The sequence below is a fragment of the Pseudomonas sp. AC169 genome (genome assembly GCF_979258515.1).
The window spans coordinates 1,023,087-1,046,161 of record NZ_OZ409866.1; the positions used below are offsets into that span (position 1 = coordinate 1,023,087).

General features: G+C 58.1%; 23 protein-coding genes and 1 pseudogene. 9 read left to right on the top strand and 15 right to left on the bottom strand.

Annotation, left to right across the window (positions count from 1 at the left end; translation table 11 throughout):
• Window positions 1-136: 136 nt before the first annotated feature.
• Both ACZZ0G_RS04630 and ACZZ0G_RS04635 read right to left on the bottom strand, forming a co-directional pair.
• Complete coding sequence (locus tag ACZZ0G_RS04630) at window positions 137-1,492, bottom strand: GntP family permease (RefSeq protein ID WP_463555451.1); 1,356 nt, start codon at window positions 1,490-1,492, stop codon at window positions 137-139.
• Window positions 1,493-1,574: 82 nt separating this feature from the next.
• Window positions 1,575-2,108: a gluconokinase gene (locus ACZZ0G_RS04635; RefSeq protein WP_463555452.1), complete on the bottom strand. Its 534-nt coding sequence runs from the start codon at window positions 2,106-2,108 to the stop codon at window positions 1,575-1,577.
• Between the two features lie 216 nt (window positions 2,109-2,324).
• Here ACZZ0G_RS04635 and gntR point away from each other — a divergent pair, with 216 nt between their 5' ends.
• The gene (gene gntR, locus ACZZ0G_RS04640) at window positions 2,325-3,356 is read left to right on the top strand and encodes an HTH-type transcriptional regulator GntR (RefSeq protein ID WP_422607903.1); all 1,032 of its coding nucleotides are present in this window, start codon (window positions 2,325-2,327) and stop codon (window positions 3,354-3,356) included.
• Between the two features lie 141 nt (window positions 3,357-3,497).
• Here the strand turns inward: gntR and ACZZ0G_RS04645 are convergent, their stop codons facing one another.
• Complete coding sequence (locus ACZZ0G_RS04645) at window positions 3,498-4,370, bottom strand: LysR family transcriptional regulator (protein WP_463555453.1); 873 nt, start codon at window positions 4,368-4,370, stop codon at window positions 3,498-3,500.
• Window positions 4,371-4,490: 120 nt separating this feature from the next.
• On the opposite strand from ACZZ0G_RS04645, the gene ACZZ0G_RS04650 reads away from it, so the two are divergent.
• From ACZZ0G_RS04650 to ACZZ0G_RS04660, 3 genes are all read left to right on the top strand, one after another.
• The gene (locus ACZZ0G_RS04650) at window positions 4,491-4,931 is read left to right on the top strand and encodes a PACE efflux transporter (RefSeq protein ID WP_463555454.1); all 441 of its coding nucleotides are present in this window, start codon (window positions 4,491-4,493) and stop codon (window positions 4,929-4,931) included.
• A 125-nt stretch (window positions 4,932-5,056) separates the two neighbouring features.
• On the top strand, window positions 5,057-6,481 hold the full coding sequence (locus ACZZ0G_RS04655) for an MFS transporter (protein ID WP_463555455.1): 1,425 nt from the start codon (window positions 5,057-5,059) through the stop codon (window positions 6,479-6,481).
• Window positions 6,482-6,636: 155 nt separating this feature from the next.
• Window positions 6,637-7,182, top strand: a complete 546-nt coding sequence (locus tag ACZZ0G_RS04660; RefSeq protein ID WP_463555456.1) for a hypothetical protein — start codon at window positions 6,637-6,639, stop codon at window positions 7,180-7,182.
• A 135-nt stretch (window positions 7,183-7,317) separates the two neighbouring features.
• On the opposite strand, the gene ACZZ0G_RS04665 is transcribed toward ACZZ0G_RS04660, so the two are convergent.
• The 6 genes and pseudogenes from ACZZ0G_RS04665 to ACZZ0G_RS04690 all read right to left on the bottom strand — a co-directional run bounded on the left by ACZZ0G_RS04665 (window position 7,318) and on the right by ACZZ0G_RS04690 (window position 12,643).
• A complete protein-coding gene (locus ACZZ0G_RS04665) occupies window positions 7,318-7,857 on the bottom strand; it encodes a methyl-accepting chemotaxis protein (RefSeq protein WP_224789345.1) in 540 nt (179 codons plus the stop codon).
• A gap of 3 nt (window positions 7,858-7,860) precedes the next feature.
• Window positions 7,861-8,637, bottom strand: a pseudogene (locus ACZZ0G_RS04670) (PAS domain-containing protein); the annotation flags it as partial.
• A 566-nt stretch (window positions 8,638-9,203) separates the two neighbouring features.
• Window positions 9,204-10,217, bottom strand: coding sequence for an ABC transporter substrate-binding protein (locus ACZZ0G_RS04675; protein ID WP_463555457.1), 1,014 nt, complete (start codon window positions 10,215-10,217; stop codon window positions 9,204-9,206).
• Window positions 10,214-10,741: a sigma-70 family RNA polymerase sigma factor gene (locus ACZZ0G_RS04680; RefSeq protein WP_463555458.1), complete on the bottom strand. Its 528-nt coding sequence runs from the start codon at window positions 10,739-10,741 to the stop codon at window positions 10,214-10,216. The genes ACZZ0G_RS04675 and ACZZ0G_RS04680 overlap by 4 nt, the downstream gene beginning before the upstream one ends.
• 114 nt (window positions 10,742-10,855) lie before the next feature.
• Window positions 10,856-11,647: a phosphate/phosphite/phosphonate ABC transporter substrate-binding protein gene (locus tag ACZZ0G_RS04685; protein WP_463555459.1), complete on the bottom strand. Its 792-nt coding sequence runs from the start codon at window positions 11,645-11,647 to the stop codon at window positions 10,856-10,858.
• A gap of 54 nt (window positions 11,648-11,701) precedes the next feature.
• Window positions 11,702-12,643 carry a fatty acid desaturase gene (locus ACZZ0G_RS04690; protein WP_463558821.1) on the bottom strand — a complete coding sequence of 314 codons (942 nt, stop codon included), beginning with the start codon at window positions 12,641-12,643 and terminating at the stop codon, window positions 11,702-11,704.
• 325 nt (window positions 12,644-12,968) lie between these two features.
• On the opposite strand from ACZZ0G_RS04690, the gene ACZZ0G_RS04695 reads away from it, so the two are divergent.
• Entirely contained in the window at window positions 12,969-13,388 is a 420-nt protein-coding gene (locus ACZZ0G_RS04695; RefSeq protein ID WP_463555460.1) for a GNAT family N-acetyltransferase, read from the top strand.
• Between the two features lie 127 nt (window positions 13,389-13,515).
• On the opposite strand, the gene def is transcribed toward ACZZ0G_RS04695, so the two are convergent.
• The 3 genes from def to ACZZ0G_RS04710 all read right to left on the bottom strand — a co-directional run bounded on the left by def (window position 13,516) and on the right by ACZZ0G_RS04710 (window position 15,364).
• A complete protein-coding gene (gene def, locus ACZZ0G_RS04700) occupies window positions 13,516-14,055 on the bottom strand; it encodes a peptide deformylase (RefSeq protein WP_463555461.1) in 540 nt (179 codons plus the stop codon).
• Window positions 14,056-14,057: 2 nt separating this feature from the next.
• The gene (locus tag ACZZ0G_RS04705) at window positions 14,058-15,008 is read right to left on the bottom strand and encodes a YihY/virulence factor BrkB family protein (protein WP_122598756.1); all 951 of its coding nucleotides are present in this window, start codon (window positions 15,006-15,008) and stop codon (window positions 14,058-14,060) included.
• A gap of 164 nt (window positions 15,009-15,172) precedes the next feature.
• On the bottom strand, window positions 15,173-15,364 hold the full coding sequence (locus tag ACZZ0G_RS04710) for a CsbD family protein (RefSeq protein WP_414868301.1): 192 nt from the start codon (window positions 15,362-15,364) through the stop codon (window positions 15,173-15,175).
• A gap of 198 nt (window positions 15,365-15,562) precedes the next feature.
• Between ACZZ0G_RS04710 and ACZZ0G_RS04715 the strand changes: the two genes are divergently transcribed.
• Window positions 15,563-15,940: a hypothetical protein gene (locus ACZZ0G_RS04715; protein WP_007917843.1), complete on the top strand. Its 378-nt coding sequence runs from the start codon at window positions 15,563-15,565 to the stop codon at window positions 15,938-15,940.
• A gap of 538 nt (window positions 15,941-16,478) precedes the next feature.
• Here ACZZ0G_RS04715 and fadD1 read toward each other — a convergent pair.
• On the bottom strand, window positions 16,479-18,176 hold the full coding sequence (fadD1, locus tag ACZZ0G_RS04720; RefSeq protein ID WP_150693298.1) for a long-chain-fatty-acid--CoA ligase FadD1: 1,698 nt from the start codon (window positions 18,174-18,176) through the stop codon (window positions 16,479-16,481).
• A gap of 347 nt (window positions 18,177-18,523) precedes the next feature.
• The gene (fadD2, locus tag ACZZ0G_RS04725; protein ID WP_463555462.1) at window positions 18,524-20,212 is read right to left on the bottom strand and encodes a long-chain-fatty-acid--CoA ligase FadD2; all 1,689 of its coding nucleotides are present in this window, start codon (window positions 20,210-20,212) and stop codon (window positions 18,524-18,526) included.
• A 200-nt stretch (window positions 20,213-20,412) separates the two neighbouring features.
• Between fadD2 and ACZZ0G_RS04730 the strand changes: the two genes are divergently transcribed.
• Window positions 20,413-21,357 (top strand): alpha/beta hydrolase, encoded by a 945-nt coding sequence (locus ACZZ0G_RS04730; RefSeq protein WP_463555463.1) that lies wholly within the window; start codon window positions 20,413-20,415, stop codon window positions 21,355-21,357.
• Between the two features lie 42 nt (window positions 21,358-21,399).
• Complete coding sequence (locus ACZZ0G_RS04735; RefSeq protein WP_003227420.1) at window positions 21,400-21,870, top strand: MaoC family dehydratase; 471 nt, start codon at window positions 21,400-21,402, stop codon at window positions 21,868-21,870.
• 272 nt (window positions 21,871-22,142) lie between these two features.
• Here the strand turns inward: ACZZ0G_RS04735 and ACZZ0G_RS04740 are convergent, their stop codons facing one another.
• On the bottom strand, window positions 22,143-22,610 hold the full coding sequence (locus tag ACZZ0G_RS04740) for a ferritin-like domain-containing protein (RefSeq protein ID WP_064391705.1): 468 nt from the start codon (window positions 22,608-22,610) through the stop codon (window positions 22,143-22,145).
• 206 nt (window positions 22,611-22,816) lie between these two features.
• On the opposite strand from ACZZ0G_RS04740, the gene ACZZ0G_RS04745 reads away from it, so the two are divergent.
• Entirely contained in the window at window positions 22,817-23,053 is a 237-nt protein-coding gene (locus ACZZ0G_RS04745; protein WP_003227425.1) for a DUF3820 family protein, read from the top strand.
• Window positions 23,054-23,075: the final 22 nt, after the last annotated feature.

A 23,075-nucleotide genomic window follows, 5' to 3' on the forward strand; every position in this document is an offset into this window, starting at 1 on the left:
GGAATGCAGCCCGGGACGCTCCGCGTCCCAAAGCGGACGCAGAGCGTCCATTGAGGCATTCCCACGCAGAGCGTGGGAACGATCACCCACAAAAAAACCGCATCGCTGCGGTTTTTTTGTGTCTGCGTGAAGCCGCTTAAACGAACAGCGACAACAGCAGGATAAAGCCCAACGCAACGATGGACAGGATGGTTTCCATCGCCGTCCAGGTCTTGAACGTCTCGGCCACGGTCATGTTGAAGTACTGCTTCACCAGCCAGAAACCGGCATCGTTCACGTGGGACAGAATCAGCGAACCGGCACCGGTAGCCAGCACCAGCAGCTCACGGTTGACGCCTGGGATCATCCCCACCACCGGCACTACAATGCCCGCGCCAGTGATGGTCGCCACAGTCGCCGAACCGGTAGCGATACGAATCACCGCTGCCACCAGCCACGCCAACAGGATCGGCGAAATCTGCGCACTCACGGCCATGTGGCCGATCACGTCGCCCACACCGCTGGTCACCAGCATCTGCTTGAAGCCACCGCCGGCACCGATGATCAGGATGATCGCCGCGGTTGGCGCCAGGCTCGCGTCGAGCCACTTGAGCATCTGCTGGGAACCGATGCCCTGCTTGTGCCCGAAGGTGTACAGCGACAGCAACAACGCCAGCAGCAGCGCGGAGATCGGGTGACCGATCATGTCCATCCAGGTGCGGAAGAAGTGACCGTCCGGCAACGCCACGTCAGCGAAGGTTTTCAGCAGCATCAGGAACACCGGCAGCAGCACGGTGACCAGAGTGATGCCGAAGCTTGGCAGCTTGGCCGAGTCGTCGTTTTCACGGGCCAGTTGATCGACCAGTTCCTGATTCGGGTGACCCGGGATGTGCTTGGCGATGAACGTACCGAAGATCGGACCGGCAATGATTGCCGTCGGCAGCGCAACGATCAGACCGTAGAGAATGGTCTTGCCGATGTCCGCACCGAACACGCCGATGGCCAGCAGCGGGCCCGGGTGCGGTGGCACCAGACCGTGCACGGCGGACAGGCCGGCGAGCAGCGGAATACCGATCTTGATGATCGACACACCGGTGCGACGCGCAACGATGAACACCAGTGGAATCAGCAGGACGAAGCCGATTTCGAAGAACAGCGGAATGCCCACCAGGAACGCGGCGAACATCATTGCCCACTGGACTTTGTCTTTACCGAACGCACGGATCAGGGTCTGGGCGATCTGATCCGCCCCGCCCGACTCGGCCATCATTTTGCCGAGCATGGTGCCCAGCGCGAGGATGATGCCGACGAAACCGAGCACGCCACCGAAGCCGTCCTGGAACGCCTTGATGATGGTGCCGATCGGCATGCCCGACGTCAGGCCGAGGAACGCGGCGGCGATAGTCAGGGAAATGAACGGGTGAATCTTGAATTTGGTGATCAGGATAATCAGGCCGATTACCGTGACCACTGCATCGAGCAGCAGGAACGTCTCATGGGACATGCCAAACATTGGGGGTGTCTCCTGGATTGTTGTTGTTATTAAAGCGGGTTAAACAGAAGTCGGGAGGACAGCGCTATCTCTTTCAACACACTCATACCGCCTGCTTCAGACCGTGGGCCTGCCACCAGACGTGAGCCTGGGACGCCAGTTCTTCAACGCTGTGGATCGAAGCGTTCAGGGCCAGAGTCAGCGGCTCGCCTACCGGCGATTCGAGAGTGGCGAACTGGCTTTCGATCAACGTGGCCGGCATGAAGTGGCCCGGACGATGGGACACACGTTCAGCGGCAACTTCAGGGGTCAATTCAAGAAACACGAAACCCAGGCCCGGCAAGGCACTGCGCAACACTTCGCGATAGCTGTGTTTAAGGGCCGAGCAGGTCAGCACCGGGCGTTTGCCCAGCGCATCGACACGACGCAACTCATCGCACAGGCTGTCGAGCCAGCCGGCGCGGTCGTCGTCGTTCAGGGGGATCCCCGCGCTCATCTTTTCGATGTTCGCGGCCGGATGGAAAGTATCGCCTTCAATGGCAGTGGCGCCGCTCAATTGGCACAGGGCCTCGCTGACGCACGTCTTGCCGCAACCGGCAACGCCCATGATGACCAGGGCGGTGATGGGATGACTCATATAACACCTCAGCGCGCAGACAGCGCTACCTTTGCTAGCTATGACTCTAGTGCACAGGCAGAAGTTGCCGACGCCTTCTTGTCGTTTTTTTGGGTTGCAGCAGGTTTGTTCCCAACGCCAAAAAGCGAAGATCAGGCAGGACCTCGCTTACGCATTTACAGCTGCATCAGGACAGCGCTACCTTAGTGCCTTGATTTTTGTTTGGCAAGCCGCCCGATGACCTCCCCTAAAAACGATAAAAACACTCGCACCACCGGCCGTCCCACTCTTAATGAAGTTGCCCGCCTGGCCGGTGTCAGCCCGATTACCGCCTCCCGCGCCTTGCGCGGGGTTAGCACGGTCGCCACCGAACTGGTGGAAAAAGTGCAGAAAGCCGCCCTCGAACTCAACTACGTGGTCAACCCTGCCGCCCGTGCGTTGGCCTCGGCGCAGAGCCATTCGGTGGTGGTTCTGGTGCCTTCGTTATCCAACTTGCTGTTCATCGATACGCTGGAAGCCATTCATCGGGTGCTCACGCCCAAAGGCTTCGAAGTGCTGATCGGCAACTTCCACTATTCCCGTGATGAAGAAGAAAACCTGCTGCGCAACTACATGGCCTATCAGCCACGCGGTTTCTTGTTGACCGGGTTTGATCGCACGGAAAGTTCGCGGCGGATGATCGAGGCGAGCAACATTCCCTGCGTGTACATGATGGAACTGGACAGCGCCGCCGGGGTGAATTGCGTCGGCTTCTCGCAGCTCAGTGCCGGCGAAACGGCGGCCGAGCATCTGCTTTCTCGCGGGCGCAAGCGTCTGGCTTACATTGGCGCGCAACTCGATCAACGGACGTTGCTGCGCGGTGAGGGTTTTCGCAAAGCGTTGCAGAAGGCCGGACGGTACGACCCGGATCTGGAAGTGCTGACGCCGCGCGCTTCGTCGGTGGGACTGGGTGGGGAATTGTTTTTACAGTTACTCGCCGCGCACCCGGATGTCGATGCGATCTTCTTTGGTAACGACGACCTGGCACAGGGTGCGTTGCTCGAAGCCTTGCGCAACGGCATCAAGATTCCCGAACAGGTGGCGATTCTCGGTTTCAACGATTTGCCGATGTCCGAGCACATGGTGCCGCGCCTGAGCAGCATCAACACCCCGCGTGAAGCGATTGGCCGGCGGGCGGCGGAGCAGATGCTGACGTTGATGGCCGGCAACTCGGTCGCGCGCCCGGTGGAAGACATGGGCTTTGAATTGAAGATCCGCGAAAGCACCTAACCCCTGAAATCCCTGTGGGAGCTGGCTTCACTGATCGTTCCCACGCTCTGCGTGGGAATGCCTCAACGGACGCTCCGCGTTCGGCTTTTGATGGGACGCAGAGCGTCCCGGGCTGCATTCCCACGCAGAGCGTGGGAACGATCAACCGCCCAACAATTCGACGAGGGCATGCGCGCCCTTCTGCAATGGCTGGCTCTTGAGCCACACCGCATGCACCGGCATCACCAGACCGTTTTCGATATTGCGGAAATTCAGGCGTTTCAGCCGCCCGGACTCGATCCGCGGCTGCACCACCGACAACGGAAAATTGCCCCAACCCAATCCCGCCTCAACCATTTCCATCGCTGTCTCAAGACTGTCGGTGCGCCAATACGACTCCGCCACCAACGGCCGCGTTTCGCTGATCGGCAAGTCGCGGCTGGCAACGATGATCTGCCGCACATGCACCAGATCCTCGAGAAACACATCCTGCCCACGCAACAACGGACTGTCCGCCGCTAACGTGGCGATCATCCGTTCGCTGCCGACAAACTGAAAACGCTCCAGCACGTTCATGCTCAATCCGGCGAAGGCCAGGCACACGCTGACCCGGCCGCTGTGCAGCATCGCCAGCACGTCATCCTGCGGTGCGGTCAGCACTTCGATATCGAGCAGCGGATGACGCTCGGCGATCAGCTTGATCGCCGCCAGCAAACGCCGCCGGTCGATGTCCGCGACCACGCCGATCGACAGCTTGCTCTCCAGCCCCAACGACAATTCCACGGCATGCACTTGCAACTGCTTGAGCTGCTCGGCAATCAGCCGCGCATGGGGCACCAGCGACAGCGCCATCGCCGTGGGTTGCGGTTCGCGATGGCTGCGGTCGAAGAGCAGATAACCCAGTTCGGCCTCGAGGTTGCCAATGCTCATGCTGACGGCGGAAGGCACCCGACCTAATGCCCGAGCCGCCGCTGAAAACGAGCCGCGCTCAATCACCGCAAGAAACAGCTCGATGCTGTCGCTGTTGAAATTCACCCTAAACACCTATCAATAGAACTGAAAGTAGCTGACTTTTTCTGTCAGCCCTATTGAAGCTATCTTTCGCCGTCTTCGCCAGTCCCACTGGCCAACAAACGGCAAGAAAGAGGCAATTCCATGCAAGGCGTCAAACGCAAACTGGTCTATGTATCGCTCTACGAAGTGATCGGCATGACCTTCTCCGCCCTCGGTCTGGCGCTGCTGTCCGGCACTTCGCCGGGCAGCACCGGGCCGTTGGCGGTGATCATCACCACCATCGCCGTGACCTGGAATTTCATTTACACCTCGTTGTTCGAGCACTGGGAAAGCCGCCAGGTGTCGCGCACGCGTACGGTGAAACGACGCATTGCTCACGCCATCGGTTTTCAACTGACACTGATCGTGTTCCTGATTCCGTTGATTGCCTGGTGGATGAACATCAGTCTGGTACAGGCGTTTCTCCTGGATCTGGCGCTGATCATTTTCATCCCGTGCTACACGTTCGCCTTCAACTGGCTGTTCGACCGGATCTTCGGCTTGCCGGCCTCGGCGCTAGCGGATTCGGCGGCTGCGGCATAAATCGTTAATTGGTAAGCAGATATTGCAGAAATTCAGCGGTTTATCGGTGTAAACCGCCGATATTCACAATCCGTGAACTCCGATAGCAGGCTAAGCTTTTCCATCAATAAAAAATGGATCAGCCAATGACTGCTCACTCCCCCGCCGCCGCGCAAAGCGACGGCATCGACCCGATACGCGCCGCTCAGGTCTCCGCCCGCATCGATCGCCTTCCGGCGGTCGCGACGATCTGGCGGCTGGTGGCGCTGCTGTCGATCGGAGGATTCTTTGAACTCTACGATCTGTTCCAGACCGCTTACATCAGCCCCGGCCTGATCCGCGACGGCATTTTCGCCACCGGCAATCAGGGTGTGTTCGGGTTCTCCGATCAGGCGGCGTTTGCTTCGGCGACGTTCCTCGGCCTGTTCCTTGGCGCCAGCCTGCTCAGCCCGCTGGCGGATCGTTTCGGCCGCCGTGCGATCTTCACCTTCGCCCTGGTCTGGTACACGCTGGCGACGGTGTTGATGGGCATTCAGAGTTCGGCGCTGGGCATCATTTTCATGCGCTTTCTGGTTGGCATCGGCCTGGGCATCGAACTGGTAACCATCGACGCCTACCTCTCGGAACTGGTGCCCAAACGCATGCGCAGTTCGGCGTTTGCCTTCGCGTTTTTCATGCAGTTTCTGTCGGTGCCGGCGGTGGCGCTGATGTCGTGGTGGCTGGTGCCGCAAGCGCCGTTCGGCATCAGCGGCTGGCGTTGGGTGGTGTTGGCCAGTGCGGTGTTTGCACTGTTTATCTGGTGGCTGCGCAAGCGTCTGCCGGAATCGCCACGCTGGCTCGCGCAGCATGGCCGCTTTGATGAAGCCAGCCGGATTCTTGATGGCATCGAAGCACGATGCGAGAAGGATCACGGTAAACCGTTGGATACACCGGAAACCGTGCCTGTCGACGTCGAAGGCAAGGGCCGCTTCGCCGATATCTGGCAGCCACCGTATCGCCGACGCGCGTTGATGCTGATCGTCTTCCACATCTTTCAGGCCATCGGGTTCTTCGGTTTCGGCAACTGGCTGCCGGCGCTGCTGTCCGGTCAGGGTGTCAGCGTCACTCACAGTTTGATGTACGCGTTCATCATCACCCTCGCCTATCCGCTCGGGCCGCTGCTGTTCGTAAAGTTTGCCAACCGCTTCGAGAACAAGTGGCAAATCGTTGGCTCGGCCCTCGGTGCGATGACTTTCGGCACCTTGTTCGCCTTGCAGACCAGCGCGTTCGGACTGATTTTCTGCGGGGTAATGATCACCTTCTGCAACGCCTGGTTGAGCTTCAGTTATCACTCGTACCAGAGCGAACTGTTCCCGACCAACATCCGCGCCCGCGCCGTAGGCTTCTGCTATTCGTTCAGTCGTTTGTCGACGGTGTTCAGCAGCCTGCTGATCGGTTTGTTTCTCGACAACTTCGGCACGCCGGGGGTATTGGCGTTCATTGTCAGTAGCATGCTGATCGTGATGTTGACCATCGGCTGGTTCGGCCCGCGCACGCGCAATCTGGCACTGGAGAACATTGCCCATCGCTGAGGCTGGCAACGGTCATCCTCTGCCGCTTATCGGCAAAGGATGACCGCCTCGAATGCCTTAGCGATGATCAACCCGTTGAAATATAAAGAGTTATTCAAAAGGCACGGTAATTGCTCCGATACGCCAGTCAGCAATTACCTACAGGTCCACACATCATGTTGATCAGTGCCAAACAACAGCAAATCATTCACCTGCCCAAAGCGCTGAATGACGATGCGACGTCCACCGCTGCCGCCGGTCTGCAGGGTGGTCTGCACGGCGCCATGCTGCAAACCCTGCAAAACCAGACCCAGGCGCAAACCGCTGAAGCCACCGCCAAGGTGCAGGATTCGGCCACGCAAATCGCCACCCAGCAAGTCAGCGAAGCCACGCGCATCAGCGACAATGTCGACGAAGCGTTCGCCAAGACTCGCGTAGGTTTGCAATCGACCGATGCCACCAGCGCCTCGGCAAAATCCGCTACCGACGAATTCAAGGATTACATGAGCAAGACGCCGGAACAGCGTCTGCGCGACAGTATCCTGCAGTCGATGGGGCTGACCGAAGACGACATCAAAGCCATGCCGCCGGAGAAACAACTGGCCATCGGCAAAGAAATCGCCGAGCGCTTGCAGGACAAGATGAAATTGGCGCAGGCGGAAAAAGACAACGATGTGAAGGACAGTGACAAGCAAGCGGACAAGTTTCTCGCTGCGCTTTGATTTCCAGGTCGCCTGAAATCAAATGTGGGAGCGAGCTTGCTCGCGAAGGCGGTGTATCAGTGAAACTTCCACCGAATGACACACCGCTTTCGCGAGCAAGCTCGCTCCCACATAAATTGCATCCAGCTGAAGAAATCAGTTCAGTTGCAGGGTTTCATTGAACTGACTGATCGCATCCACCACATGCCGCGAGCCCTGCTGAATCTCCAGAATCACCTCCCCCGCCTCATTTGCCAGTTCCACGCCGAGCCCGGTCCGACTCAGGCTCGACTGCATACTCGACACCGCACTCAGCGAAAGGTCATGGTTCTTGCGCACCACGTCGACAATCTCAAGAGTCGCCTGACTGGTCCGCGCCGCAAGGCTACGCACTTCATCCGCAACCACAGCAAAACCGCGCCCATGTTCACCGGCGCGCGCCGCTTCGATCGCAGCATTGAGCGCCAGCAAGTTGGTCTGATCGGCAATGCCGCGAATGGTCTGAACTATGGTGCCGATGATGTCCGACTGCTTGCTCACCGCATCGATACTCGCCGCTGCTTCGTTGAGGTCGCGGGAAATGTCCTGAATGATCTGCACGGTTTGCTGCACGACCTGTGAGCCTTTTTGCGCGCAGGCGTCGTTTTGTACCGAAGTGCTGTGGGCCGACTCCGCTGCGTTTTGCAAAGTGGTCATTTGATGGGTGATGTCGCTGGCGAACTTGACCACTTTGTACAAGCGGCCCTTGGCGTCGAACAATGGGTTGTAAGACGCTTCCAGGTAAACCATCTGCCCCGACTTGTTCTTGCGCTCGAAACGATGTGAGTGATATTCGCCGCGATTGAGTGAAGCCCAGAATGCCTTGTATTGCGAGGACTCGGCTTCGGCACGATGGCAAAAAAGACTGTGATGGTGACCGACGATTTCGTTGAGCGAGTACTGCATGGTCTTGAGGAAGTTGTCGTTGGCGGTGATGACATTGCCTTCAGGGGTGAACTCGATCACCGCCATGGAGCGGCTGATCGCCGCCAGCATACTTTCCTCTTCGTGTTCTTTATTCACTCGAGCAGTGATGTCGGCAGCGACTTTGATCACGCTGCGGACTTGTTTGTCCGGGCCATAAACCGGCATGTAACTGGCTTCGAGCCAGACTTCCCTGCCGGCCTTGTTCAAACGCAGAAAAGTGCCGCTGATCGGCTCACCGCGAGCCAGGTCACGCCACAATTTGGCGTACTCCTCGCTGCGATAGAACGCCTCTTCACAAAACACCCGATGATGTTTGCCACGCACTTCATCGGCGCTGTAGCCCATGGTCTTACAGAAGTTTTCATTGGCATCCAGAACGATGCCGTCAGGGCTGAACTCGATCATTGCCATCGAACGGCTGATCGCCGCCAACTTGGCATTGGCTTCAGTCAGGGCGCAGCTGAAGCGCTCGATTTCCTGCAGGTCAGCCTTGTGATGTAGGTTGAACATGGTTGTATCACCTTCCGCGCGGACTTTTGATTTGATGAAAGTTCAGTTCTTTCACGATCCACCACTACGTTCCAAAGAACAGGCACACGCATTCCTCCACGGGAGGAAGTTGTCAGGTGATAAATGATGATCAATCGGAGCGTCCATGCAGCGACGCTCTAATCAAGACATCCTTCTCTTGATAGCCCGCACGCGGGCCAGCCCTAACGCGTTGAAGAACTTCCATGTAAGCGACGCTCCTTGTTGGTTCAGTGTCGGTGCCTTCGGTTGCGCACTCTGGCAGCATGAATTCACGGACCAACGATGTGTTTCAGCCATGTTTTGACATGACGGTCGACATAGTTAGTTACGAGAAGCATAGCCAGCGGCAAGCCTTGCGCAAGGCCACTAGTCGGCCAGTATCTGGCACTTTTTGCACAAGAAACGGTTCAGCGCGGGGAGATTTGTTGGCGGGGCGGACGCTTTCGCGAGCAGGCTCGCTCCCACATTTGGAACGCATTCCACTGTGGGAGCGAGCCTGCTCGCGAAGGCAAAAGTTGCAGCACTACAAAAACACCAGAAATGACCTACAGACTTCCACTCACCTTGGTCGCCACATCCACAGGCACCCATGGCTTCCAGACCTGCGGCTGATCACGCAAAAACGCCTCGGCCACCACTCTCGGCTGCAAGCGTTTTTCGCTCATCCCCGCCAAGGTCTGGTTGAGCAGATCAATCGGCAAATCGACTTTCTCAAAGAACGCCACCAGTTCCGGATACTGTGCCTTGAACGGCGCCGACACACCAATCGCCAGACTCGCCGGCATCGAGCGGGTGCCCTTGGGGTTTGGATTGTTGGCATCGGCCAGGGTCTTCCAGGCCTCGGCATCAAACGGCGGCTCCTCCAGTTTCACCAGTTTGAACCGACCGAGCAGCGGCGTCGGTGACCAGTAGTAGAACAGTACCGGTTTGCCGCGTTTGATCGACGACGCCACTTCGGCATCCAGCGCCGCGCCCGAGCCGGTGCGGAAGTTGACGAAGCTGTCGTTCAGCGCATAAGCCTTGAGCTTCTGGCTGTTGACGATCTCCGAAGTCCAACCGGTCGGGCTATTGAGGAAGCGTCCGCGCGACGGATCTTCCGGATCGCGGAACACATCTTTGTAACGCGGCAGATCCGCCACTGATTTCAACTCTGGCGCCAGTGGTTTGATCCCGCGCTCGGGATCGCCCTTGATCACATACTCCGGCACCCACCAGCCTTCAGTCGCGCCTTTGACCGTGTCACCGAGGCCAAACACTTTGCCCTCGGCCGCCGCTTTGACCCACGCCGGACTGCGCCCGGCCCATTCTTCGCCGATCACCTGGATATCGTTTTTCGCCAGCGCCGCTTCGAGGCTGACCGTGCTGCCGGGCAAGGTGTCGGTCGGATAGCCGTAACCTTTTTCAACGATCAGACGCAGCACTTCGGTGATGAAACTGCCGCTCTCCCAAGTGATGTCACCGAAGTGGATCGGCGCGGTTTTTTCCGTTGCCGAGACAGCGCCGACGCTCAGGCTCAGGGCCAGCAGCGAAGTGCCGAGCAGGGTTTTGATCGATCTCATGCGGACCTCTTGTCTTGCAGGAATTGGTTGGCGCTGTGGCGATCGCACAACGCTTGGGAACGGCTCATGTAAACGCTGACCGAGCGTTGGGAGATGCCCAGTTCGGCGGCGATTTGCGGGTAGGTCAGACCGTCGATGCGAGCAAGCAGAAACGCCGTGCGGACCTTGCCGGGCAAGCGCTGCAAGCTGTGATCGAGACGATTGAGCGATTGCGATTGCTGGACCAGTTCTTCAGGCGAGGCGGCGTAATCGATATCGATTTGCTGACGATGACGGCGCTCCAGATCAGCACGTCGCCAGCGCTGATAAAGCAGACGCTGGGCGATGGTCGTCAGCAAGGCGCGAGGTTCACGAATGGCCTTCAGTGCCGGAGCCTGGAGTAATTGCGTGAAGGTTTCGGCGGCAATGTCTTCGCTGCTGGCGGCGTCCTGCAGACGATGGCGCAGATAAGTGCACAGCCATTGATAGTGGGCGCGGAACAGGGCGTCCACGGTCTGACGATGGGATGGGTCGGCGCCGGACATAGGGGCTCCTGGGCTAGGGGTCGCTGAATGTCCGGTGTTCCGGTGGCGCGATCGTAGCAAGGCGCCTTATTCTTTAAAAATACTTAAAACGAATTCTTATATTCCATTAATGCATTAGCGGATACGGCGATAGCCCAACGCTTCCGCCTCTTGCTGATAGTCGAGGAGAATCTGGTAGTCGCTCTCGCTGGCCCGCAATACTTCCGGCAAGCCCAGCGTTTGCGCGACATCGGGCAGTTCGCCCAAGGTCTGGTTCATCACGTGCCGAAGGTTTTCGATCTGCTCGTCCGTAGCGCTGGCGACAGTAATGAACGGCAAGGTCGGGCTCAGGGCGCTGCGCGCAATCACCCGCAAGGCACTGACCTCGTGCGGCGCATGCTGCGCCAGGTAGGCGTAGGTGACGCTGTCGATGGCCGCGAGATCGGCGCGGTTTTCGCGCAACCAGCGCAGGCTTTCGCGATGACCGCCGCTAGTGCCGACTGTCGCGAAGAACCGACCGTCCTGATGCAACCGTGCGAGGCGCTGACGGAACAGGTTCATGCCACTGTTGGAATCCTCACCGTTGATCACCCCGCGACTGTCGCGGAACTGCGCGAGGGTTTGGCGTGGGTCATCAGCACGACTGAGGATCAGGCTGCAATGGTTGCCGGCGCTGGCGTCGGGCAGTTCGTAACGTGGGCGGCCGACGATGCGCACCTGCCCGCGCAAAGCGGTCATCAGCGGGTAGCCGCAGGTTTGCGTGAGCAGCAGATCGGGGGATAGCCAGAGCTCGGGTAGAGAAAGCTTTTGCGCATCAAGCCGCGACCGCCCCAAGCGTTCGAGAATGCGCGCAATCCAGCGTTCACTGGCCGCGCGGATTGGCTCGGGGGCGACGTACATCAGGAGTTCGGCGTGGTATTGAGCCATACACATATTTTCCGAGTTACAAATATCCAATGTGGGACGGTAGTGTTCATGAGATCAGTGGAAGGGATGCACGGGACTGTCGATTGGTCTTAAGCCATTGCGCCGCCAGAACTCGCCATACCCTTGGACCAGAAACCCGCCACTGCGCGCAATCCACTGCTCGCGATGCATCCGGTAAACCCTGGGCAAGTCGTACCACGCAAGCTTGGGCAAGTCGTGATGCACCAGATGAAAATTCAGATTCAGGAACAGCCAGCGCCAAGGCCAAGCCGCTTCGTTCAACACCGTGCGCTGCTCGGGTTGCGCATGCGGGCGATGTTCGTAGTAGGAGCGAATCATCGCGATCGACAGCGCCGGCACGCTGATCAGCAGCAGGTAATGCCAGACCGGCAGCACGCTGAAACGGGCAATGAACCACAGCATCAAAAATGTAAACGCACTATGCGTCAGCCACATCAACCAGGCCTGGCGCTCGCCGTTTTTCAGCCGCAGCAACTCTTCTTTGGCCAGCGCCATCAGCGCCAGCGGTGCACCGATCACAAAGCGCCCGAGCACGGTTTTGTTCAACCAGTGCAAGCTGCGTTCAAACAGCGAACTGCCCTGCCAGCCAGCGCGGGTCAGGTAACGGCTTTCGGGATCGACGCCGGGTACGGTCAGATCCTCATCGCGGTGATGCAGCAAATGGCTGTCGCGATACAGCGTGTACGGATACCACACGGCAAACGGCGCGTAGCCGAGGATCTTGTTGAAGCGAACCCAGCGTGTCGGATGCCCGTGTAGCAACTCGTGCTGCACCGACAACCACAACACCACCAGCGGGATCAGCAGCACCGTGCTCAAGGCACGGCCCAGCCAATGACTATTGAGAACAATAGCGAACCAGCCGCCATAGACGCCGATCAGCAACAGCCAGGTCGGCCACTCGGTGCGGGCGGTAAAGCGTTGGCGCAGGGTTTCGATTTGCTGACGATGGGCGGCGTCGAAGTAATGGGACATGGCGTTGCTCAAAACGGGATTCATCCCCTTCTGTGCATCGACGCCGCGCAATCTTGCAGATTATTTTCAGGTAAAGGCAGGAGCCCGAGAACCGGGCTCCGGAAAGGCGTGATCAATGGCCGAAGATGTCGACTTTCTTGGCTTTCTTCTCAGCGCGTTTTTCAATCGCGGTCTTGGCCGGTTTCTTCTTCGCGGCTTTCTTTGAATCCATACCTTTGGACATGATGCGTACTCCACTCACAGGGGATGTGAACTCAGGTATACACCTATCCAGAGCCGTGCGTTCTTTTATAATCGCCGCTTTGCCCACCGACAGTCCGATCCCATGCCCGACACCCAATACACCTTGCTCGACGAGTCATTATGGCCGTTGATGAACAAGTTTTACCGCAGCCACCAGTCCTCCATGAAAGCGGTTCGCGATGCACAATTGTGGGTTGCACGGCGCGGAGAAATCGTTGGCGCGTTGTGCTTGCGGCCGGTGGCGGGTGGGTATTGGTTGACCGGGTTGTTTGTTGATCCGGGCTGTCGTGAACAAGGGATCGCAGCGCAGTTGATCGCGGCTGCGGTGAACGATGTGAACGAGCCGGTGTGGCTGTTCTGTCACCCGGATCTGCGCGGTTTTTATGAGCGGCGCGGGTTCACGTTCGACCCGGTGCTGCCCCAGGCCATGGCGGAGCGGTTGAGCCGGTATGCCCGGAGCAAGCCGATGATTGCGATGGAGCTGAGCTCCTCTCAATCCTGATGTGCAACGCAAAACCTGTGGGAGCGAGCTTGCTCGCGAAGGCGGAGAGTCAGTCAATGAAGACGTCACTGATGTATCGCATTCGCGAGCAAGCTCGCTCCCACACGGGATCGTGGTGTTCGCAGGATCAATCGTCGGCTGTTGGATCGAGATCCGGAAACATCACTTCGGTAAAACCGAACTTAGTGAAGTCAGTAATGCGCGACGGGTACAAGCGGCCGATCAGGTGATCGCATTCGTGCTGCACAACGCGTGCGTGGAAGCCCGACGCAGTGCGCACAACCGGCTCGCCCTTCGGATCAAACCCTTCATAGCGAATCTGCTGATAACGCTCCACCGCACCGCGTAAACCCGGCACCGACAGACAGCCTTCAAAGCCCTCCTCCATCAACGGACTCAGCGGCGTGATCAGCGGATTGATCAGGATCGTCTGCGGCACCGCTTCAGCGTCCGGGTAACGTTCGCTGTGCTCGAAACCAAAGATCACCAATTGCAGATCGACGCCGATCTGCGGCGCGGCCAGGCCAACGCCGCCGACACTTTCCATGGTCTGGAACATGTCGTCGATCAATTGCCACAGCTCAGGGCTGTCGAACATCTCGGCCGGTACTGGCGGGGCGATGCGCAACAGGCGCTCGTCGCCCATTTTCAGAATTTCACGAATCATGATCAGACTTCGTCAGTGTCCGGCTTGAGCGAGTGATCGCGGCCCAGGCCCGAGACGTGTTGTTTGGGATGTTCATCGAGTTCGCCGGGGACTTTCTCACCCGCATCCTTGCCCTCGCTGGACATGTGCTCGATCACCGCATTCATCTCGGCGCCGAGCAACAGCACCGCGGCGGAAATGTAGAAGTACAGCAACAGCACGATGATCGCCCCGATGCTGCCATACATCGCGTTGTAGTTGGCGAAGGTTTTCACGTAGAAGGCGAACCCCAACGAGGCGATGATCCACACCACCACGGCCAGGACCGACCCGGGGGTGATGAAACGGAATTCCTGTTTGACGTCGGGCATCACGTAATAGATCAGTGCCACTGCGACCATCATCAGAATCACGATCACCGGCCAGCGCGCGATGGTCCACACGGTGACGATGAAGTCTTCCAGCCCCACCTGCGCGGCAATCCAGCCCATCACCTGCGGCCCGAGCACCATCAACGCGGCGGCCACCAGCAGCATGCCGGCAATGCCGACGGTGTAGACAATCGACAGCGGGAAACGCTTCCACACAGGTCGCCCTTCAACCACGTCGTACGCGGCGTTCATCGCGCTCATCATCAAGCGCACGCCCGCGGAGGCGGTGTACAGGGCGATGACGATACCGACCGAAAGCAGACCACCCTTGGACTGCTGCAACTGGTCGATCACCGGATTGACCTGCTCCAGTGCCTGCGGCGGCAGAACCAGTTCCGATTGCAGGCGCAGCCAGGAGAAGAAGTCCGGCAGGTGCAGAAAACCGATCAGAGCGATCAGAAACAGAATGAACGGGAACAGTGAGAACAGCATCTGGTAGGCCAGTGCCGAGGCGTAGGTCGACATTTCGTCGTCGACGAATTCTGTGACCGTGCGCATCATCACCCGATGCAGGGGCAGACCTTTCATGTCTGGAAATATCATTCGCGTCTCCTTTCGCCGCAATACAGGTTGAAGTCGTGGCGACTCAGGGGCCGTTTTTTACATCACGGTAGCCTGTTTGGCGAACCTCGTCGGGTCACTGCAGGCTTTTGACACAAAAACGGCCATCCTTGGATGGCCGTTCATGTATTTCGTTCAAGGCTGAATTACGCCTTGTCGACACCTTTTTTCACGGCGTCCTTGGCTTTGCCGACCGCTTGCTGGGCTTCGCCTTTTTTCTCTTGAACCTTGCCTTCGGCCTGCAGCTTGCTGTTGTCGGTGGCTTTACCGACGCCTTGCTTGACGTTGCCGACCGCTTCGTTGGCCATGCCTTTTACTTTATCGCCTGTGCTACTCATGGTGTTTCTCCGTGATGCATTAAGGGGGAAAAGTCAGTACGTAATGATTGACTGGCCGGGTTTGCGCCAAGTTTCATTTATTTTCAGCGCATCATTTCGTCGCGGCGAGCAGGTTAGGCTTTATGTTTGCGTGCGAAGCCCCGAGAATGCTCAGCCTATGGGCGCTGTGCGCCAATGAACCGATCCCGCAGGAATGTTATGAAACTCGATAAAACGCAGGCCATCGCCCGTCGCAACAAGGAACTGGGCGGCGCTGTGCTCGGCACCAACAACTGCCACTTCGCCGAACTGAACCGTAACCGCAACATCTGGTGGTTCGACCTGCCGGTGTCGCGATTGGCGATCGGTCAGTACGAATGGATTCACCTGCTGATGCACACCCCGGCCACCGACGAGTTGCTGCACCTGAAAGTGCCGACAGTGTTCCTGCGTGAAAAGCTTGAAGGGCTGGTGATTCGCAATGAAGGCAAGCGCAAAGCGGCGTTGAGTCTGGAATTGAGCGCGGACAAGGATTCGTATCTGCAAGACATGCGTCCGGCGGGGACCAATGTGAATTTTGCGCCGTTTCGTCAGTAGGATTGGTGCAATCCCCCTTTCCCCTCACCCTAGCCCTCTCCCAAGGGAGAGGGAACTGACCGAGGTGCTCGGCAAGGTACGCCGACTTGAGATATCGAGTCGAACTCAGGTTTTGAAAAGTCCCCGATCGGCTCCCTCTCCCAAGGCGAGGGGACTGACCGAGGTGTCTGGGCGAGCTACGCCGACCTGAGATATCGAGTCGAACTCAGGTTTTGAAAAGCCCCCGATCGGCTCCCTCTACCGAGGGAGAGGGAACTGACCGAGGTGCTCGGGCAAGGTACGCCGACTTGAGATATCGAGTCGAACTCAGGTTTTGAAAAGCCCCCGATCGGCCCCCTCTCCCAAGGCGAGGGGACTGACCGAGGTGTCTGGGCAAGGTACACCGACCTGAAATTCCTGAGTTGAACTCAGGTTCTGAAAGGCCCCCGATCGGCCCCCTCTCCTTCGGGAGAGGGTTGGGGTGAGGGGCAGGTTCACCGCATAACCCGAGCCCTGCTCCGCTCCAATAAAAAGCCCCACATCTGCGGGGCTTGGTGTTTTAAGCGGCGGACTTGGCCTTGATCTTCTTCAGCTCTTCATCCCGCAACTCACGGCGCAGGATCTTGCCGACGTTGGTGGTCGGCAGCGCATCGCGGAATTCCACCGAACGCGGCACCTTGTAGCCGGTGACGTTGGCGCGCATGTGATCCATCACTTGCTCTTTGGTCAGGGTCACGCCCGGTTTGGCGACGATGAAAATCTTGATCGCCTCGCCCGACTTCTCGTCCGGCACGCCGATGGCCGCGCACTGCAACACGCCCGGCAGAGTCGCCAACACGTCTTCCAGTTCGTTGGGGTAAACGTTGAAACCGGAGACCAGAATCATGTCCTTCTTGCGATCGACAATGCGCATGTAGCCGTCCGGCTGGATCAGCGCGATGTCACCGGTCTTCAACCAGCCTTCGCTGTCGAGCATTTCATCGGTGGCTTCCTGACGCTGCCAGTAGCCCTTCATCACTTGCGGGCCTTTGACGCACAGCTCGCCGATTTCACCCAGCGGCTGCTCGACACCGTTATCGTCGATGACTTTGCACAAAGTAGATGGCACAGGAATACCGATGGTGCCGATCTGGATGTGCTGGATAGGGTTGACCGTAGCCACCGGGCTGGTTTCGGTCATGCCGTAACCTTCGCAGATGGCGCAACCGGTGACCGCTTTCCAGCGCTCGGCAGCGGCCAGTTGCAGGGCCATGCCGCCGGACAAGGTGACTTTCAGCGCCGAGAAATCCAGCTTGCGGAAACCTTCGTTATTGCACAGCGCCACAAACAAGGTATTCAAACCGACGAAACCGCTGAACTTCCACTTCGACAGTTCCTTGACCATCGCCGGCAGGTCGCGCGGGTTGCTGATCAGGATGTTGTGGTTGCCGATCAGCATCATCGCCATGCAATGAAAGGTGAACGCATAGATGTGGTACAGCGGCAGCGGCGTGATCAGGATCTCGCAACCTTCGTTGAGGTTGGAGCCCATCAGCGCTTTGCACTGCAGCATGTTGGCGACGAGGTTGCGATGGGTCAGCATCGCGCCCTTGGCCACGCCGGTGGTGCCGCCAGTGTATTGCAGCACCGCCACATCGCCGCTGTCGGGATTGGCTTCGGCCACAGGCTGGCCCTGGCCCTTGCTCAGCACGTCGTTGAACTTGACGGCTTTTGGCAAGTGATAGGCCGGCACCATTTTCTTCACGTACTTGATGACGCTGTTGATCAGCAGGCGCTTGATCGGCGGCAGCAGGTCGGCAACTTCAGTGACGATGACGTGTTTGACGCCGGTTTTCGGCACCACGGCTTCGGCCAGGTGCGCCATGTTCGCCAGGCAAACAAGGGCTTTAGCGCCGGAGTCGTTGAATTGGTGTTCCATTTCCCGCGCGGTGTACAGCGGGTTGGTGTTGACCACGATCAGCCCGGCGCGAATCGCACCGAAAACGGCCACCGGGTACTGTAGAACGTTGGGCAGTTGCACGGCGATTCGATCGCCGGGCTGCAAATCGGTATGCTGTTGCAGATACGCGGCAAACGCACCGGACAATTCGTACAATTCACCGTAGGTGATTGTCTTGCCCAGATTGCTGAAAGCCGGTTTGTTGGCGAAGCGTTGGCAGGATTGCTTCAACACTGCCTGAATGTTCGGATACTCGTCCGGATTGATGTCGGCAGCAATTCCAGCCGGGTATTTATCCTTCCAAAAGTCTTCGATCATGGAAGCCCACTCCTCAGCAACGCGAATTCTTCACCGCATTTGATGCGATTATTATTGGTGTGTGTTTGGTATTGGTGAATCTGGCTTTTACAGAGGCCGAGAAGTCACAAAGCGCGCCGAGAGTAGCAGCTTTGCCAAGGGTCGACTAGAGCCAAAAGCGGCCCCTACAGTCATTATCATGACTCAAGACCATCTAGCAGTCATTTTAGAGCAAAAATCCTAAAACACCTCAAAAGCCCCGGTTTTCGGGGACGTAAAGCAAAAGATCGCAGCCTTCGGCTGCTCCTACAGGAAATGCATTCCAAGGTAGGAGCTGCCGAATGCTGCGATCTTTTTGCTTTTAACCGTCAGGCGATATCGCGCAACTCGCGCCGCAGAATTTTCCCGACAGGCGTCATCGGCAATGACTCACGCAACACGATGTGTTTCGGCACCTTGTACGCGGTGAAATTCTCTTTGCAGTAGGCCTTGAGCTCTTCGAGGCTGACCCCGGTTTCCCGCGCCACCACGAACAGCTTCACCGCCTCCCCCGAACGCTCGTCCGGCACACCGATCACCGCACAGTTGGCGACTTTCGGGTGCGCCATCACCACGTCTTCGATTTCATTGGGATACACGTTGAAACCGGAGACGATGATCATGTCCTTCTTGCGGTCGACGATACGCACAAAACCGTCCGGATCGATCACCGCAATATCGCCGGATTTGAACCAGCCCTCGGCATCCAGCACTTCAGCCGTGGCCTCAGGTTTGTGCCAATAGCCCTTCATGATCTGCGGCCCTTTGATGCACAACTCGCCCCGCTCGCCCATCGGCTGTTCGACACCGTCATCGTTGATGACTTTGAGCAGCGTGCCCGGCACCGGCAAACCGACCGTGCCCAGGCGCGACTGATCGCCGTACGGATTGGTGCAGGCCACCGGTGAGGTTTCGGTCAGGCCGTAACCTTCGGTGATGCGGCACCCGGTCATCTGCTCCCAACGCTCGGCGGTGGCTTTGACCAGCGCGGTGCCACCGGAGTTGGTGAGCTTCAGGCTGGAGAAATCGAGGGTCTTGAAGTCCGGGTGATCCATCAGCGCCACGAACAAGGTGTTCAAGCCCAGCAGCGCCGAGAAACGCCAGTTCTTCAGCTCCTTGATGAACCCGGCAATGTCGCGCGGGTTGGTGATCAGCACGTTGTGGTTGCCGGAAACCATCATGCACATGCAGTTCGCGGTGAAGGCATAGATGTGGTACAGCGGCAGCGGCGCGATCATCACTTCCTGGCCTTCGCGCAGCAATGGCTGGCCATCCGGGCCGAGTTGCGCGAGACAGGCACGCACTTGCTGCATGTTCGCCACCAGATTGCCGTGGGTGAGCATCGCGCCTTTCGCCAGCCCGGTGGTGCCGCCGGTGTATTGCAGCACGGCGATGTCGTCGAGGCTGACCTTCAAAGGCTTGATGCCCAGGCCACGGCCCATACGCAACGCACTCTTGAAGGAAATCGCCTGGGGCAGCGTATACGCCGGGACCATTTTCTTGACTTTGCTGACCACGGTGTTGACCAGCCAGCCCTTGGCGGTGGGCATCAAGTCGCCCATCTTCGCTTCGATCAGGTATTGGATGTCGGTGTCGGGCAGCACTTCCTGGACTTTCTGGCCGAACATGTTCAGGTAGACCAGCGCGCGCGCGCCGGAATCCTTGAACTGGTGGCGCATCTCCCGCGCGGTGTACAGCGGGTTGGTGTTGACCACGATCAGTCCGGCGCGCAGGGCACCGAATACGGCAATCGGGTAATGCAGGACGTTGGGCATCTGCACCGCGATGCGATCGCCCGGGACCAGATCGGTATGCGCCTGCAGGTAACCGGCGAAGGCGGCGCTCTGACGCTCGAGTTCGGCGTAGGTCAGGGTGATGCCCATGTTGCTGAACGCCGGGCGATCGGCGAACTTCTTGCAGGAACGCTCGAACACCTCGATCACCGACTTGAACTCCCCCATGTCGATGTCCAGCGGTACGCCAGCCGGGCGTTTATCGTTCCAGAAATCAGGTTGCATTGTTCTTGTCCTCTTTACCTGAGCCGATCCGGGGCCGCTTTCTGTCATTTCTGAAAAAGCGGAGCTTCACGGACACTAGCAGCTATGGCCATTGAGGCAAATATGGACAAAGCCGTCATTGATCGTGTGAATCTTCCCGCCGTGGCGTGGGCTGATCAGACGCGCTATACAATGATCCGACTCTGAGCAAAGGAATCGCCATGATCCACGACACCCTATGGCTGGACGCGAGTGACCGCAGCCGCCTCTTCGTCAATCAATGGCTGCCGGCGGCGCCACTGAAAGCGGTGATCCTGCTGGCCCACGGCATGGCGGAACACAGCGGCCGTTACGCTCGACTGGCCGACACGTTTTGCGACAAAGGATATGGCGTATATGCCCCTGATTTACGCGGACATGGCAAAACCGCCAATCACGGCACCCTCGGCCACTTCGCCGATGACGACGGCTGGTGCAAAGTGCTCGGCGACCTTGCCAGCCTGAATCAGCACATCGGCCAGCAGCACCCCGGCGTGCCGATCGTTCTGCTGGGACACAGCATGGGCAGCTACCTCGCCCAAGGTTATCTGCTGCACCACAGCGCCAGCCTGCACGGGGCGATTCTCAGTGGTTCAAACTTTCAGCCCGTGGCGCTGTACGGCGCTGCGCGGCAGATCGCCCGTCTGGAAAAACTCCGTCAGGGTGGCAAGGGCCGCAGTGCGCTGATCGAATGGCTTTCATTCGGCTCGTTCAACAACAAATTCAAACCGGTACGCACACGCTTCGACTGGCTAAGCCGCGATCCGATGGAAGTCGACAAGTATGCCAACGACCCGCTGTGCGGCTTTCGCTGCACCAATCAACTGTGGATCGACTTGCTCGGCGGCTTGCAGCAGATCAGCAAAGCGTCCAATCTCGCCCAGATCGACCCGGGCCTGCCGCTGCTGGTAATTGGCGGCGAATGTGATCCGGTGAGTGAAGGCAAGCGTCTGACAGATCTGGCCAATGCCTTGCGCACGGCCGGCAGCCAGCACCTGCAACTGAAGATCTACCCGCAGGCGCGGCACGAATTGTTCAACGAAACCAACCGCGACGAAGTGATCGCTGATGTGCTGGCCTGGATCGATCAGGCCCTGAGCCATCCGCGCCCTCAGCGCAGTGAATAATCTTTTGCGGATTCATTTGATCCGCCACAGGAATCAAGACCGATGACTCAGGTTACCAACATCCCTTACGAAGCCCTCGAAGTCGGCCAGACCGCCAGCTACAGCAAGACTGTCGAAGAGCGTGACATCCAATTGTTCGCCGCCATGTCCGGCGACCACAACCCGGTGCATCTGGATGCCGAGTTCGCCGCAGCAAGCATGTTCAAGGAGCGTATCGCCCACGGTATGTTCAGTGGCGCGCTGATCAGTGCAGCGGTGGCTTGCGAACTGCCTGGGCCGGGCACTATTTATATCGGTCAGCAGATGAGCTTTCAGAAGCCGGTGAAGATTGGCGACACGCTGACAGTGCGTCTGGAAATCCTCGAGAAGCTGCCGAAGTTTCGCGTGCGCATTGCTACTCGTGTGTTCAACCAGCGTGATGAGCTGGTGGTGGATGGCGAGGCGGAGATTCTGGCGCCGCGCAAGCAGCAGACGGTGACGTTGCCGACGTTGCCGGCGATCAGCATTGGCTGATTGATTGGTGGTGTGTCAGGTAGAGCTTTTCCCCCTCACCCCAGCCCTCTCCCCCAAGGGGGCGAGGGGGAAAGGGAGCCGATCTCCGCTGTTTTCAGATTTTGAGTTCGCCTGAATATTTCAGGTCGATGTAGCTCGAAAAAACACCTCGGTCAGTCCCCTCTCCCTCCGGGAGAGGGCTAGGGTGAGGGGCTCTTGATCTTGATCTTGCTTTTCCCTGCCCCATAAAAAAACGCCAGACTAGCTGGCGTTTTTTTATACCCGACGAACGCTTACGAACGAGCACGAGCCTGGTTACGCAGTGCCTTCACCTGATCGTGATTGCGTTGTACGCCGTGGTACTGACGCTCAACCAGGTCACGAATACCCACCAGGTTATGCTTGTTGATTTTCTCGATAGCTTCACGATAAGCCTTCAGCGCATGGTCTTCACCGCGCTCGGCTTCGTTCAGCACTGCCTCTTCGTCTTTACCGGTGAACATGGCTTTGACGTCGACCCAGCGACGGTGCAAGTCACCGCTGACACTGGTAGAAGTTTCCGGATCGCCGCCCAGCTTGCGAACTTCGGCTTGCAGTTCTGCTGCAGCGGTGGCGCAATCGGCGGAGCGAGTCACAAACAGGGTTTTCAGTTCTGGATGCTTGATGTCTTCAGCGCAAGTCTTGAACCCTTCCTGACCGTCCTTGCAGGTTTCAATCAGGTCATTGAGTACAGAGATGGCTTCTTTATTCATGTCGGTCATTTTTCAATTCCTTGCGATTGGTTGAAGATGCAAGGGATATTGCAGTGTGCGTGCCAGCTTTTTTATTTACAGAAAATCGTTATAAATCAACATATTAAAGATAAATGAACTATCTGTATCACGGTTATTTGCATGATCTGTCATTTGGCCTGCATGCAGAATGCCTGTATTTTCCAAGCTGATTTGAAGCCAGACGAAATCCCCTGATGAATCCCGAAAAACTCGAACTGCTGATCACCCGCGAAATGCCCTTCGGCAAGTACAAGGGCCGGATCATTGCCGACCTGCCCGGGCCGTACCTGAACTGGTTTGCCCGCGAAGGTTTCCCTCACGGCGAACTCGGTGGCCTGCTCGCGCTGATGCAGGAGATCGACCATAACGGCCTCTCGGACCTGCTTGAACCGCTGCGCGCCAAACACGGCAAACCTGCCCCGCGCCACTGAAGCGCCCTCCTCTCTAGAGTCT